This window comes from Rhodococcus sp. BP-160 (assembly GCF_019836205.1).
Lineage (GTDB): Bacteria > Actinomycetota > Actinomycetes > Mycobacteriales > Mycobacteriaceae > Rhodococcoides.
Genome location: NZ_JABUEK010000001.1, coordinates 1,017,142 through 1,029,742 on the forward strand (window position 1 = coordinate 1,017,142; position 12,601 = coordinate 1,029,742).

A 12,601-nucleotide genomic window follows, 5' to 3' on the forward strand; every position below is an offset into this window, starting at 1 on the left:
CGCCGACGATGCCGGCGAGGTTCTGGAACAGGTCGGTCAGATCAGAGGACACGGGGGCTCCTTTGGCACGATGGTGACGAACGGTCGTCCGCCGACGTCAGTTACTCATAGTGACAGTCACTACACAACCGGAATCGAATTGTGCGATCCGACAAGCAGACCGTCGCTCGGCGAACCCTCGCCGAGACCGGGAAAAAGGGGGAAATGCGATGCAGGACTGGGTCGATCACGTCATCTGGTGGCAGGTGTACCCCCTCGGGTTCGTCGGCGCCGAGGCCGAGGCAGTGGACCGCACCGAACACCGACTCGACCGGATCGAGGGCTGGTTCGACTACCTCCTCGAGCTCGGGTGCAACGGCCTCGCACTCGGCCCGGTGTTCGCGTCGGAGACCCACGGCTACGACACCGTCGACCATCTCCGCATCGATTCCCGTCTGGGAACCGACAGCGACATGGACGCGCTCATCGGTGCGGCACGCGCCAAGGGCATCCGAGTTCTGCTCGACGGCGTCTTCAACCACGTCGGCAGGAGCCACCCGCAGTTCGTTCGTGCGGAGCAGGACGGGCCCGACTCGGACGCGGGGCGGTGGTTCCGCTGGAAGGACGGTCGGCCGCGCACGTTCGAGGGCCACGATCTGCTGGTCGAGTTGAACCACGACGAGCAGGCGGTGCAGGAGCACGTCGCACAGGTCATGACGCACTGGCTCGACCGCGGTGTCGACGGATGGCGGCTCGACGCGGCGTACGCGGTCTCACCGGCCTTCTGGGCGGCGGTGCTCCCCCGTGTGCGAGAGGCACATCCCGACGCCTGGATCGTCGGCGAGATGATCCACGGGGACTACGCGTCGTACGTGCGGGAGTCCGGACTCGACTCGATCACGCAGTACGAGCTGTGGAAGGCGACGTGGAGCGCCCTGAAGGACGCGAACTTCTTCGAGTTCGCCCACGCGCTGGGGCGCCACGACGAGTTGCTGCCCACGTTCGTTCCGGCGACGTTCGTCGGCAACCACGACGTCACCCGGATCGCGTCCACCCTCGACGACGACGATGCCGACATCGCCGCCGCGCTGCTGTTCTTCGTGGCGGGAACGCCGACGGTGTACTACGGCGACGAGCAGGGATTCCGCGGGATCAAGGAGGAGCGGGTGGGTGGCGACGATGCCATCCGACCCGAGTTCCCGGCGACACCCGACGATCTGGCGCCGTACGGATGGCCGCACTACCGGCGCCACCAGGCCCTGATCGCGATGCGGCGACGGTTCCCGTGGCTGCACCGTGCGCACGCCGAGGTGTCCGGACTGGAGAACACCGCGGTCACCCTCACCGCGACGGACGGCACGACGACGCTGGTGCTGTCGGCGAACATCGGCGACGCACCCGTGCCTCGACCGGCCGGCGACATCGTGGCAGCAGCCGACGGAGTGGAGAACGACCTGCGGCCGCACTCCTGGGCGGTGACCGTCAGGCCGTGACGATCGCGTCCAGCGCAGAGTAGAAGATGCCGAGGCCGTCGTCGCTGGGGCCCGTGAGGGCCTCGGTGGCGTGCTCGGGGTGCGGCATGAGTCCCACGATGCGCCCGTCGGCGGACGAGATGCCCGCGATGGACCGCTGCGAACCGTTGGGGTTGTCACCCGAGTAGCGGAACACGACGCGCCCCTCGCCCTCGAGCTCGTCCAGGACCGCCTCGGACGCCTGGAAGCGACCCTCACCGGACTTGAGCGGAACGAGGATCTCGGCGCCCGCCTCGTACCGCGAGGACCATGCCGAGGACGTGCTCTCGACTGTGAGCCACTGATCGCGACATGTGAAGTGCAGGTTGGTGTTCCGGGTGAGGGCACCGGGCAGGAGTCCGGCCTCGCACAGCACCTGGAAGCCGTTGCAGATACCGAGGACGGGCATGCCGCCCTTCGCTGCGTCGATGACCGCATCCATGACGGGGGCAAAGCGCGCGATGGCGCCGGCGCGCAGGTAGTCGCCGTAGGAGAAACCGCCGGGGACGACGATGGCGTCGACGTTCTTCAGATCTGCGTCGCCGTGCCAGAGGCTGACGGCCTCACCACCTGCGAGCGTGACCGCGCGCGAGGCGTCGATGTCGTCCAGCGTGCCGGGGAAGGTGATCACACCGATCCGGGCGGGAAGGCCGGAGGCCGGTCGATCTTCGAGGCGAGTCACAGCCGGGTCACTTTCCATTCCTCGATGACGGTGTTGGCCAGAAAGGTCTCGGCGATCTGGTCGAGAGTCGCATCGTCGACGTCGTCGCCGACCTCGAGCTCGAACCGCTTGCCCTGACGGACGTCGGAGACACCGGCGAAACCGAGTCGCGGCAGCGCCCCGACGATGGCCTGCCCCTGAGGGTCGAGAATTTCCGCTTTGGGCATGACGTCGACAACCACACGGGCCACGTGAGAGCTCCTGAGCTAAGAGGGCAGATCCAGCAGGCACTTTACCCAGTCCCGAACCGCTCCACGAATCCGGCGCATACTGGGGAACCATGGAGCTGACTCACTTCGGACATTCGTGCATTCAGGTGTCGATGGCGGGATCGACGGTGCTGTTCGACCCCGGCGCCTTCTCTCACGGGTTCGAGGGCATCACCGGCCTCGACGCCATCCTGATCACGCACCAGCATGCGGACCACGTCGACACCGATCGGTTGCCGGCGCTCCTCGAAGCCAACCCCGACGCGGCGCTGTACGCGGACCCGCAGACGGCCGACCAGCTCGGGAATCAGTGGACCGCCGTGAACGCGGGAGACGTCTTTTCCATCGGGGGCGTGCAGGTGACGGGTGCGGGCGGCACGCACGCGACGATCCACCCGGACATCCCGCTGATCGACAACATCGCGTATCTCCTCGGCACGCCGGAACAGCCCGGGCAACTGATGCATCCCGGCGACTCGCTGTTCGTTCCCGACGTGGAGATCGACGTGCTGGCACTTCCCGCAGCGGCCCCGTGGATGAAGATCGGCGAGGGCATCGACTTCCTCCGCGCCGTCTCTCCGCGACTGGCCGTTCCCATCCACCAGGCCATCGTCGCGCCGGACGCGCGCGGCATCTACTACGGCATGCTGTCGGGCCTCGCGGGCGAAGGGACGGAGTTCCGCGCCCTGGAGGAGGAGACGGGCACGTCGCTCTAGACATTCCCGGACCGTCGTGGACACTGACCCGATGACGTGGACCAGGAGTACCTCGAAGGTCATCGGATCTGCCGCCCTGCTGGCCGTCGTGGCGGCGACCGCGGCATGCGGGACCGGGGAGTCCGGTGCGTCGGCCACCGACACACCGCCGGGGATCTCCGTGTCCGGGGTCGGCGAGATCCAGGGCACCCCGGACACTCTCACCGCTCAGATCGGTGTCGAGACGACGGCGGACGACGTGACGACGGCGATCGACGAGGCGAACACCGCGGTGACTGCGGTGACCGAGGCGATCGCCGCTGCCGGAGTGGACCGCGCGGACATCCAGACCCGCCAGGTGTCCATCGACCCGCAGTATGCCGACGGGTTCGGGGGCGGAACCTCCACGATCTCCGGCTACCGGGCGTCGAACATCCTCGGTGTGACCGTGCGCGACCTGTCGCGAGCGTCGGCGGTGCTGGGCGACGCCACCCGCGCAGGTGGGAACGCGACCCGAGTGTCCGGCGTGTCCTTCCGCATCGACGACGATTCCGACCTCATCGCCGACGCTCGGTCACGGGCATTCGCGGACGCTCGCGACCGAGCCGAGCAGTACGCGTCCCTGGCGGGAAGCGATCTAGGCAAAGTCCTGTCGATCACCGAGAACATCACCGGCCAGGAGTCGGCGCCCAGCTTCGACAGAAGCTCCGCCTCGTCCGCGGTGCCGATCGAGCCGGGGCAGCAGACCGTCAGCGTCTCGGTGAACGTGCAGTGGGCGCTGGGATGACTCCCCGGCTGCAGTACACCTAGCGCCGCAGGGCGCGTCCCGCGGCACGTCCGGAGAAGATGCACCCCCCGAGGAACGTGCCTTCGAGCGAGCGGTACCCGTGGACACCGCCGCCTCCGAAACCGGCGACCTCACCCGCTGCGTACAGCCCGGGGAACGGCGTGCCGTCGGCTCGGAGCACCCGGGAGTTCAGGTCGGTCTGCAACCCGCCCAGCGACTTTCGCGTCAGAAGGTGCAACTTGACGGCGATCAGCGGACCCGCTGCGGCACGCCCGGTCTCGTCGAGCAGCTTGTGCGGTGTGGCGATGCGCGCCAGGCGATCGCCTCGATAGTTGCGCGCCGCGTGGATCGCCGAGACCGAGAGGTCCTTGCTGAAGTCGTTGTCCATCTCGCGATCTCGCGCGACGACCAATCTCTCCACGTCGGCGGCGTCGAGCGTGACGTCACCGATCTTGTTCATTCCGGCGACCAGTTCTGCCACCGTGTCGGCGACGACGAAGTCGACGCCCTTCTGCTTGAAAGCCTCGACGGGGCCGGGTGCGCCGGGACGGACTCGCTCGAGAAGCTTGCGCAGATCGCGGCCGGTCAGATCCGGATTCTGCTCCTGACCGGAGAGTCCGAACTCCTTCTCGATGATCTTCTGATCGAGGAGGAACCACGTATAGTCGTGTCCCGTCGACACGATGTGTTCGAGAGTGCCGAGCGTGTCGAAGCCGGGGAACAGCGGCGCCGGTAGCTGCTGACCCGACGCGTCGAGCCACAGCGACGACGGACCCGGCAGGATGCGGATGCCGTGGTTCGGCCACACGGAGTCCCAGTTGGTGATGCCCTCCGTGTAGTGCCACATGCGGTCCTCGTTGATGATGTTCCCGCCCGCGGCACGCGAGATCTCCAGCATCCGACCGTCGACGTGCGCCGGTACGCCCGAGAGCATGTGAGAAGGGGTGCGGCCCATGCGCTTCGGCCAGTTCTTCTGCACCAGATCCCAGTTGCCGCCGATGCCGCCGGAGGTCACCAGCACCGCGCCGGCCCGGATCTCGAAGTCCCCCACCACGGTGCGGGACGACGTCACGCCGCGGGCGACGTCGGTCGGCTCCAGGACGGCGCCGCGTACACCGGTCGCGACACCGTCGGTCACCACCACCTCGTCGACCCGGTGCCGGAAGGCGGGGATCACGCTGCCGCGGTCGATACCGTCTCGCACGATGCGTTCGAAGATCTCCACCAGTCCCGGCCCGGTACCCCAGGTGAGATGGAATCGCGGCACGGAGTTGCCGTGGCCGGTGGGGCCGTAGCCGCCGCGTTCGGCCCACCCGACGACCGGGAAGATCTTCCAGCCGCGCTCGCGCAACCAGGAGCGCTTCTCCCCCGCCGCGAACGCGACGTAGGCCTCGGCCCACTGGCGAGGCCACTCGTCCTCGGGACGGTCGAAGCCGGCTGATCCCATCCAGTCCTGCAGCGCGAGTTCGTAGGAGTCCTTGACGCCGAGACGACGCTGCTCCGGGCTGTCCACCAGGAACAGCCCGCCGAACGACCAGAACGCCTGGCCGCCGAGGTTCGCCTCGTTCTCCTGATCGAGCAGGATCACGCGCTTGCCCGCCTCGACCAGTTCCGCAGTCGCGACCAGACCCGCGAGACCTGCACCGACCACGACGACATCGCACTCTCGTATCCCCATGACCTCACCGTATACGGCGAACCTCGTTTTCGATACCGTCGGTATCGAGCGGTACTCTTCCCGAGTGAGCACCCCCGACCCGAACATTACCGAGCCGACCACGCGCCCCCCTCGCAGCGAGGTTCGCGAGCGGATCATCGCGTCCGCGATGACGGAGTTCGGTCGACGCGGGTACGCCGACGCCACGCTCGACGCCATCGCCGAGCAGGCCGGGTTCACCAAGGGCGCGGTCTACTCGAACTTCGGCTCCAAGGAGGGGCTGTTCTACGAGCTGATGGACCGGCAGGTGCTCGGTCGGGCGCGGATGTCGGTCGACCTGCTCGCCGAGCTCCCCTCCGACCTGCGGGAAGCCCAGCGGGTGCTGAGTACCCGTCTGACGGAGGCGATCTCGAACAATCGCGACTGGCATCTGCTGTTCATGGACTACTGGTCGAGGGCCCTTCGCGATCCCGAGGTGGGTGCCCGCTTCGCCGAGCACAGGGCGCAGCTTCGGGCGGCGGTCACCGACGCCGTCGTCAGCGTCACCGAGAGCGCCGGAGCGACGTTGCACGTTCCCGCGGAGTGGGTCACGTTCGTCATCCTGGCGCTCAGCAACGGTCTGGCCGTCGAGGAACTCGCCCAGCCGGGCATCGTGCCCCCGCAACTGATGGGCGAGGTCGTCGGGCGCCTCCTGCACATCCCCTGACCACGAAGGTCCTCAGCGCCCCGAATACGTCGCCTTCACGTGCATCCGTTCGCCCTGCGGTCCGAAGATTCCCAGGTACTCGACGGGCCGGCGGTCGGCGCTGCCGAACCAGTGCGGAAGGTGAGTGTCGAATTCGGCCACCTCACCCGGACCCAGCACCAGGTCCTTGTCGCCCAGAATGAGTCGTAGCTTCCCGTTCAGCACGTAGATCCAGTGATAACCCTCGTGAGACCCCAACCGCGGGTTCTCCTCGTAGCGATCTCCGGGGACGATCTGCTTGAACGCCTGCAACCCGCCCGCCCGGCGCGTCAGCGGGACGACGGTGACGCCGTTCGTCGTGACCGGCGTGAACTGCACCCGCGGATCTCCGGTCTCGGGAGCGTCGACGATGTCGTCCAGGGGAACGTCGTACACCTTGGCCAACGGCAGCAACAGCTCGAGGCTGGGCTTGCGTTGCCCCGATTCGAGCCGGGAGAGCGTGCTCACCGGGATGCCCGTGCGTTCGGACACCGCGGCCAGGGTCACGTCCGCCGCGACGCGGAGAGCGCGCAGGCGCGGACCGATCGCACTGATCACACCGTCGAAGTCGTCCATACCTCATATTGCAGTTTCGGCAAATATGTTTGTCAAATCCGCAGACTCGGGCGCACAGTGTCCGCATGACCTCACACCACCACGTCGACGCCGACGTCATCGTCCTCGGCGGCGGGTCCGCCGGACTGTCCGCCGCACTCATGCTCGGCCGTGCCCGTAGGCGAGTCCTGGTTCTGGACAACGGAACTCCTCGCAACGCACCCGCGTCACACATGCACGGCGTGCTGGGTCGGGACCACACCTCGCCGCTCGACTACCTGAAGAACGGCCGAGCCGACCTCGAGCGATACGACGTCACGATCGTCGACGCCACGGTCACCGCACTCGGCGGTCACGTCGGGCACTTCTCCGCGACCACGGACGACGGACGCGCCTTCTCGGCGCGGCGCATCGTGGTGACGACCGGACTCACCGATCTGCTCCCGCCCGTCGACGGTCTGGCGGAACGCTGGGGTCGGGACGTCGTGCAGTGCCCCTACTGCGACGGGTGGGAGATCCAGGATCACCGCATCGGCGTCCTGAGCACCGGGCCGTTCAGCATCCATCACGCCTCGATGTGGCGGCAGTGGACAGAGAACCTGACCTTCTTCACCGACGGCGGACCTCTGGCGGACGAGGATCGCGAGAAATTCACCGCGCGCGGCATCGAGATCGTCGAGCAGAAGGTCACCTCGGTGCTCACCGGGGAGGATCGCCTCCGTGCGGTCGGGTTGGCCGACGGGACCGAGGTCGCGGTCGACGCTCTCGCCGTGGGACTGCGCTTCACCGCTCGCAGTGAACTTCTCGGATCGCTCGGCCTCACCACAGTGCCGCACGCGACCGGACTCGGCGACGTCGTCGAGGTCGACTCCTTCGGTGCCACCACCGTGGCGGGAGTGTGGGCGGCGGGCAACGTCACCGACCCGTCGGCCACGGTCATCGCCTCCACCGCGCAGGGAGCCCTCGCCGGCGCTCACGTCAACGCGAACCTCATCGCCGAGGAGTTCGACCAGGCGGTCCAGGCAGGGCGCCCCCGTCCGGCGTTGGACGGGCACTTCTGGGACGAGTTGTACCGGGAGTCGGACAAGCGGTGGAGCGGCAATCCCAACCCGACACTGGTCCAGTACGCGGAGCACCTCTCCCCCGGGCGCGCCGTCGACGTCGGATCGGGTGAGGGCGCCGACGCCGTGTGGCTGGCGGAACGCGGCTGGACCGTCACCGGCGTCGACATCTCCGAGGTGGCCGTCGAGCGGGCACGCGGACTGCACGACGGTGTGACGTGGCTGGCCAGGGACCTGCTGACCGACCCGCTGCCGCCGCACTCCACGGATCTGCTGACGCTGCACTACTTCGGCATCCTGCAGGACGACTCGACCGACGGACTCGCGCGACTGGTCGACACCGTCGCGCCCGGCGGCACGCTGCTCATGGTCGGCCACACCCCCTCGCCGGGCCATCGATGGGCCGGATTCGATCCGTCGGACTTCCACAGCCCCCACTCCGTCGCCGAGTCCCTCGACCCCGCCGAGTGGACCGTCACGGTCGACGAGACGCGTCCACGACTGGTGGAGGCAGCACCCGGAACCCCCCACGTCTCCGACGACATCCTGGTGGCCGTCCGGGTGCCGGAACGGGTCGGACAGCGATAGCGTCGTCGCATGATCCCGGCGTCCGATCTCCGCGCTCGTTTCGCAGTCGCCCTCTCGGCGATGTACGGCCGTGAGGTCCCGGCGTACACGACGCTGGTGGAGGTGGCGACCGCAGTGAACGCGGACGTGGTGGCCCGCGAGGGTGCCGAGGCCGAGCGCCTCGGCACCCTCCACCGCGTCACGGCGGAACGGCACGGAGCCGTCCGGGTGGGGACCGTCGCCGAGTTGCGCGACGTGGCACGACTGTTCGGGGGATTCGGCATGCACCCCGTCGGCTTCTACGATCTGCGTGACGCCGCCACCCCGATACCGGTGGTGTCCACGGCGTTCCGGCCCGTGGACTCGATCGAGTTGGCCCGCAACCCGTTCCGGGTGTTCTGCTCCATGCTCGTCGTCGACGACCGCAGATTCTTCACCGCCGATCTGGAGCGGCGACTCACGAACGTACTCGAGGCGCGCACGCTCGTCCCGCCCGACCTGGTGCGCCTCGCGGTCCGAGCCGCCGAGGACGGCGGGTTACCGGAACCGGAGGCCACCACGCTCGTCGACGGTGCCGTCGCCGTCTTCGAACTCGGCACGGAGCCGGTCGATCGCGCCTGGTACGACGAGCTCGAAGCCGTGTCGTCGGTGGCCGCGGACATCGGCGGGGTGCCGTCGACGCACATCAACCACCTGACGCCGCGCGTGCTCGACATCGACGACCTGTACCGCCGCATGGCCGAGCGCGGTATCGAGATGATCGACGGGATCCAAGGACCCCCTCTGTGGGCCGGACCGCCGGTGCTGCTGCGCCAGACGTCGTTCCGAGCTCTCGCCGAACCTCGACTCTTTCGCGACGCGTCCGGTGCCACGTTCTCCGATCGGCTCCGCGTGCGCTTCGGTGAGGTGGAGGCGCGGGGCGTCGCCCTCACCCGCCGCGGCCGGCAGGTGTACGACACCGCGATGGCGCGGGTGGACGGCCTCTCCGACGAGGCCGCTGCCCGGGAGTGGGCGCAGCACTTCCCCGGCACCGATCAGGAGATGGCGGAGCGCGGACTGGCCTACTACCTTCGCACGCCGGACGGGCTCGAACCCGTTGTCTACGAGGACTTCCTGCCCGCGTCTGCCGCGGGCATCTTCCGGTCGAACCTCACCTCGGACGGCGCCGTGGACACCGATGCCGAGGGAACGAGCTGGTCGGCGGAGTCCCTGTCCGAGGCCCTCGGGATGCCGATCGCGGATCCCTACGACCTGTACGACGCGCAGGTCGCGGCCGGGTCAGGCGACAGCGGTGCGTGAGCGCGGAACCCACTCGTAGCGGGCCGACGTCGCACCGTGGAAGCGCGCCAGGTCCACCGCGTCGAGCATGGCGGCACGGGGGCCCGGACGGCCGAGCTGCTTGGCGCTCACCGACAGTCGCACCACGCCGCCGCGGCGAGCCGTACGGCCGGCACCCATGACGAGCGCGCGGCACCACCACGGTTCCGTGGACCCGGGCTCCCAGACGTAGCCACCGGATCCGGTGCCGAAGCCCTCACCGATACCGTGGACCCGACCGCGCACCGTGGTTCCCCGCTCGAGGTCCTGGATGCCGGCGAGCCCGGCGAAGACGCGGAACCCGACCGTGGGAAGGGCGGACACCGCACCCGGTGAGGCGACCCAGCGGGGCGGTGCGAACACGCGGGTGCGCATGCCGATCTCCTCCATGACCCGGTCCGCGGCGCGCAACCGCAGCTGCGCCTCGTGAGCGGGGAGGGTCGCGAACTCGGCACGACGCCGCTTGGTGGCCGCCTGGTCGTATCCGTGCAGGACCAGTGCGTCTCCGTGATCGCGGCGCATGCGCAGCCAGTCCTGCGTCTCGGTGTCGCGCGTGAGGCGGTACTTGTCCTTCAACCGCGGGGCCACGAGAAGCGACAACTCGATGTCGCGGCGATCCATCTCCGCGGCGAACTCGGCGGCGGCGTCGCGGGTCTCGTCGCGGATACCGGACACGGACACGATCAGACGTGCACTCATGACGAAACCGTCGCACACCGAGGTGTACGACGGTCTCGTCCCGCGTGAACGCCGGGCGACGTCAGAGAGTCGGAACGGGCAGCACCTTGTCGATCGCCGCGAGAACCTCGGGGGCGTCCGGTTCGGTGCGGGGGCGGAATCGGCCCACGACCTCGCCGTCCGGCGAGACGAGGAACTTCTCGAAGTTCCACTGCACGTCTCCCGCGTTCCCCTCGGAGTCCGCGGTCTGCGTCAGGATCTCGTAGAGCGGGTGCCGGTTCTCGCCGTTGACGTCGACCTTCTCCATCAGCGGGAAGGTGACGTCGTACGTCGTGGAGCAGAACGTCTCGATCTCCTCGGCCGAGCCGGGCTCCTGGCCACCGAACTGGTTGCAGGGAACGCCCACGACCGAGAGTCCGCGGTCCGCGTACTCGCGGGCCAGCTTCTCCAGCGTCGTGTACTGCGGGGTCAGGCCACACTTCGAGGCGACGTTGACCACGAGCACCGCGCGGCCGCTGTACTCCTCGAGCGAGGTGGGAGCGCCGCCGAGAGTGCTGATGCCGACGTTCTGCAGTTCTGTCATGGGCTCACAGTACCGGCCGGTAACCCGTGAGCACGAGAGCGGGCGCACCCTCCCTGTGTGGAGGATGCGCCCGCTCTCGGTCGGTGCGTGCGGTACTAGTTCTTCACGAGGTCGGGCTTGGCTTCCGGATCGCGGGCCTCTCCGTGTCCGTCGTCCACCATCGTGGTCTCGTCGAACGGGAGCTTGCCACCGAGGACGTCCTTGACGCGCTCGTTGTCGATGGTCTTCGTCCAGGTGCCGACCAGCATCGTGGCGACGGCGTTACCCGAGAAGTTGGTGACGGCGCGAGCCTCGGACATGAACCGGTCGATGCCGACGATGAGGCCGATGCCGTCGAGGAGCTCGGGGCGGTGGCTCTGCAGACCACCGGCGAGCGTGGCCAGTCCGGCGCCGGAGACGCCGGCCGCGCCCTTGCTGGCGATGATCATGAACAGCAGCAGCGAGACCTGCTCGCCGATGCCGAGCGGGTTGCCCATGGCGTCGGCGATGAAGATCGAGGCCATCGTCAGGTAGATCGCGGTGCCGTCGAGGTTGAACGAGTAGCCGGTGGGGACGACGACGCCGACCGTGGTGCGCTGCACTCCGACGTGCTCCATCTTGGCGATGAGGCGCGGCAGCGCCGACTCGGAGGACGAGGTGGCGACGATGAGCAGGTACTCACGGGCCAGGTACTTGACCAACTTGAAGATCGAGACGCCGGACACGAAACGCAGGATCGTGCCGAGGATGCCGAAGACGAAGATGGTGCAGGTCAGGTAGAAGGCGAGCATGAGGGTGGCCAGCTGGACCACGGCCTCGAAGCCGGTGTCACCGACGACCTTGGCGATGGCGCCGAAGGCACCGATCGGGGCGAGCCACAGGATGCCGGCCAGGATGCGGAAGACGAGCTTCTGGATCGAGCCGATGCCGCGGAGGATGCCCTCACCCTGCTTGCCCATGGCCTGCAGGCCGAAGCCGACGAGCAGTGCGACGAAGAGGGTCTGCAGCACGCTGCCCTCGGTGAGCGACGACAGCAGCGACGTCGGGATGATGCCCTGGAAGAACTCGAGGGTCCCTCCGGCCTCTGCGGCTGTTCCGGCGAGCTCCGCACCGGCTTCCGGATCCGCCTGGATGTTCAGGCCCGAACCGGGCTGGATCAGGTTGCCGACGATCATGCCGATGGCGAGGGCGAAGGTCGACATCGCGATGAAGTAGCCGAGGGCGAGGCCGCCGACCTTGCCGACGCTGGCCGCGGCCTTGACCGACCCGATGCCCAGCACGATGGTGCAGAAGATGACCGGGCTGATCATCATCTTGATGAGGGATACGAACATCGTTCCCAGGACTCCGAACTCGGACGCGAGGTCGGGAGCCGCCAGTCCGAGGACCACACCACCGATCACGGCGACGATGACGGCGCTGTAGAGCCAGTGGGTCTTGTCCCGCTTCTTCTTGGGCGGCGGGGTCGCGTCGTACGGTACGGCGTCGGTGCTGGCGGTCATGGTTGTCCTTACGATCGTGGCGTGAGGTGGATCACGCTTGTCTGAATGGAATGGTGGTCCATGAGCGTGACCCGAG

General features: G+C 68.2%; 13 protein-coding genes. 6 read left to right on the plus strand and 7 right to left on the minus strand.

The genetic code is table 11. From position 1 onward, the window contains the following. The first annotated feature begins 209 nt into the window (after positions 1-209). Positions 210-1,472: an alpha-amylase family protein gene (locus HQ306_RS04805; RefSeq protein WP_222627882.1), complete on the plus strand. Its 1,263-nt coding sequence runs from the start codon at positions 210-212 to the stop codon at positions 1,470-1,472. On the opposite strand, the gene purQ is transcribed toward HQ306_RS04805, so the two are convergent. Both purQ and purS read right to left on the minus strand, forming a co-directional pair. Continuing rightward, positions 1,462-2,172 carry a phosphoribosylformylglycinamidine synthase subunit PurQ gene (purQ, locus tag HQ306_RS04810; protein WP_308115569.1) on the minus strand — a complete coding sequence of 237 codons (711 nt, stop codon included), beginning with the start codon at positions 2,170-2,172 and terminating at the stop codon, positions 1,462-1,464. The two genes, HQ306_RS04805 and purQ, sit on opposite strands and share 11 nt — an antisense overlap. Continuing rightward, entirely contained in the window at positions 2,169-2,402 is a 234-nt protein-coding gene (gene purS, locus HQ306_RS04815) for a phosphoribosylformylglycinamidine synthase subunit PurS (RefSeq protein WP_027504302.1), read from the minus strand. Before purS ends, purQ begins: the two co-directional genes overlap by 4 nt. An 89-nt stretch (positions 2,403-2,491) precedes the next feature. On the opposite strand from purS, the gene HQ306_RS04820 reads away from it, so the two are divergent. Beyond that, entirely contained in the window at positions 2,492-3,136 is a 645-nt protein-coding gene (locus HQ306_RS04820; RefSeq protein ID WP_222627887.1) for an MBL fold metallo-hydrolase, read from the plus strand. Between the two features lie 31 nt (positions 3,137-3,167). Further along, positions 3,168-3,902: an SIMPL domain-containing protein gene (locus tag HQ306_RS04825; RefSeq protein WP_222627889.1), complete on the plus strand. Its 735-nt coding sequence runs from the start codon at positions 3,168-3,170 to the stop codon at positions 3,900-3,902. Between the two features lie 19 nt (positions 3,903-3,921). On the opposite strand, the gene HQ306_RS04830 is transcribed toward HQ306_RS04825, so the two are convergent. Continuing rightward, entirely contained in the window at positions 3,922-5,718 is a 1,797-nt protein-coding gene (locus HQ306_RS04830; protein ID WP_308116138.1) for an FAD-binding dehydrogenase, read from the minus strand. On the opposite strand from HQ306_RS04830, the gene HQ306_RS04835 reads away from it, so the two are divergent. Next, positions 5,645-6,265: a TetR/AcrR family transcriptional regulator gene (locus HQ306_RS04835; RefSeq protein WP_222627891.1), complete on the plus strand. Its 621-nt coding sequence runs from the start codon at positions 5,645-5,647 to the stop codon at positions 6,263-6,265. The two genes, HQ306_RS04830 and HQ306_RS04835, sit on opposite strands and share 74 nt — an antisense overlap. 12 nt (positions 6,266-6,277) lie before the next feature. Here the strand turns inward: HQ306_RS04835 and HQ306_RS04840 are convergent, their stop codons facing one another. Then, positions 6,278-6,859 carry a helix-turn-helix domain-containing protein gene (locus tag HQ306_RS04840; protein WP_222627893.1) on the minus strand — a complete coding sequence of 194 codons (582 nt, stop codon included), beginning with the start codon at positions 6,857-6,859 and terminating at the stop codon, positions 6,278-6,280. Between the two features lie 65 nt (positions 6,860-6,924). Here HQ306_RS04840 and HQ306_RS04845 point away from each other — a divergent pair, with 65 nt between their 5' ends. Both HQ306_RS04845 and HQ306_RS04850 read left to right on the plus strand, forming a co-directional pair. After that, on the plus strand, positions 6,925-8,487 hold the full coding sequence (locus HQ306_RS04845) for a bifunctional NAD(P)/FAD-dependent oxidoreductase/class I SAM-dependent methyltransferase (RefSeq protein ID WP_056446684.1): 1,563 nt from the start codon (positions 6,925-6,927) through the stop codon (positions 8,485-8,487). Between the two features lie 9 nt (positions 8,488-8,496). Continuing rightward, positions 8,497-9,765 carry a VOC family protein gene (locus HQ306_RS04850; protein ID WP_222627895.1) on the plus strand — a complete coding sequence of 423 codons (1,269 nt, stop codon included), beginning with the start codon at positions 8,497-8,499 and terminating at the stop codon, positions 9,763-9,765. Here HQ306_RS04850 and HQ306_RS04855 read toward each other — a convergent pair. The 3 genes from HQ306_RS04855 to HQ306_RS04865 form a co-directional block, all read right to left on the minus strand. Continuing rightward, positions 9,745-10,482 carry a DUF2334 domain-containing protein gene (locus HQ306_RS04855; protein WP_027504308.1) on the minus strand — a complete coding sequence of 246 codons (738 nt, stop codon included), beginning with the start codon at positions 10,480-10,482 and terminating at the stop codon, positions 9,745-9,747. The genes HQ306_RS04850 and HQ306_RS04855 overlap by 21 nt on opposite strands. 61 nt (positions 10,483-10,543) lie before the next feature. Next, the gene (locus HQ306_RS04860) at positions 10,544-11,044 is read right to left on the minus strand and encodes a glutathione peroxidase (RefSeq protein WP_027504309.1); all 501 of its coding nucleotides are present in this window, start codon (positions 11,042-11,044) and stop codon (positions 10,544-10,546) included. 95 nt (positions 11,045-11,139) lie between these two features. Beyond that, complete coding sequence (locus tag HQ306_RS04865; protein WP_204866173.1) at positions 11,140-12,525, minus strand: cation:dicarboxylate symporter family transporter; 1,386 nt, start codon at positions 12,523-12,525, stop codon at positions 11,140-11,142. Between the last annotated feature and the right edge of the window lie 76 nt (positions 12,526-12,601).

What these genes read in the sequence shown, in the direction of transcription:
- HQ306_RS04820 (WP_222627887.1), top strand. Translation starts at nt 2,492, where the DNA reads ATGGAGCTGACTCACTTCGGACATTCGTGCATTCAGGTGTCGATGGCG.
- HQ306_RS04840 (WP_222627893.1), bottom strand. Translation starts at nt 6,859, where the DNA reads ATGGACGACTTCGACGGTGTGATCAGTGCGATCGGTCCGCGCCTGCGC.
- HQ306_RS04805 (WP_222627882.1), top strand. Translation starts at nt 210, where the DNA reads ATGCAGGACTGGGTCGATCACGTCATCTGGTGGCAGGTGTACCCCCTC.
- HQ306_RS04855 (WP_027504308.1), bottom strand. Translation starts at nt 10,482, where the DNA reads ATGAGTGCACGTCTGATCGTGTCCGTGTCCGGTATCCGCGACGAGACC.
- HQ306_RS04865 (WP_204866173.1), bottom strand. Translation starts at nt 12,525, where the DNA reads ATGACCGCCAGCACCGACGCCGTACCGTACGACGCGACCCCGCCGCCC.
- HQ306_RS04825 (WP_222627889.1), top strand. Translation starts at nt 3,168, where the DNA reads ATGACGTGGACCAGGAGTACCTCGAAGGTCATCGGATCTGCCGCCCTG.
- HQ306_RS04830 (WP_308116138.1), bottom strand. Translation starts at nt 5,718, where the DNA reads ATGATCCGCTCGCGAACCTCGCTGCGAGGGGGGCGCGTGGTCGGCTCG.
- HQ306_RS04860 (WP_027504309.1), bottom strand. Translation starts at nt 11,044, where the DNA reads ATGACAGAACTGCAGAACGTCGGCATCAGCACTCTCGGCGGCGCTCCC.
- HQ306_RS04845 (WP_056446684.1), top strand. Translation starts at nt 6,925, where the DNA reads ATGACCTCACACCACCACGTCGACGCCGACGTCATCGTCCTCGGCGGC.
- HQ306_RS04850 (WP_222627895.1), top strand. Translation starts at nt 8,497, where the DNA reads ATGATCCCGGCGTCCGATCTCCGCGCTCGTTTCGCAGTCGCCCTCTCG.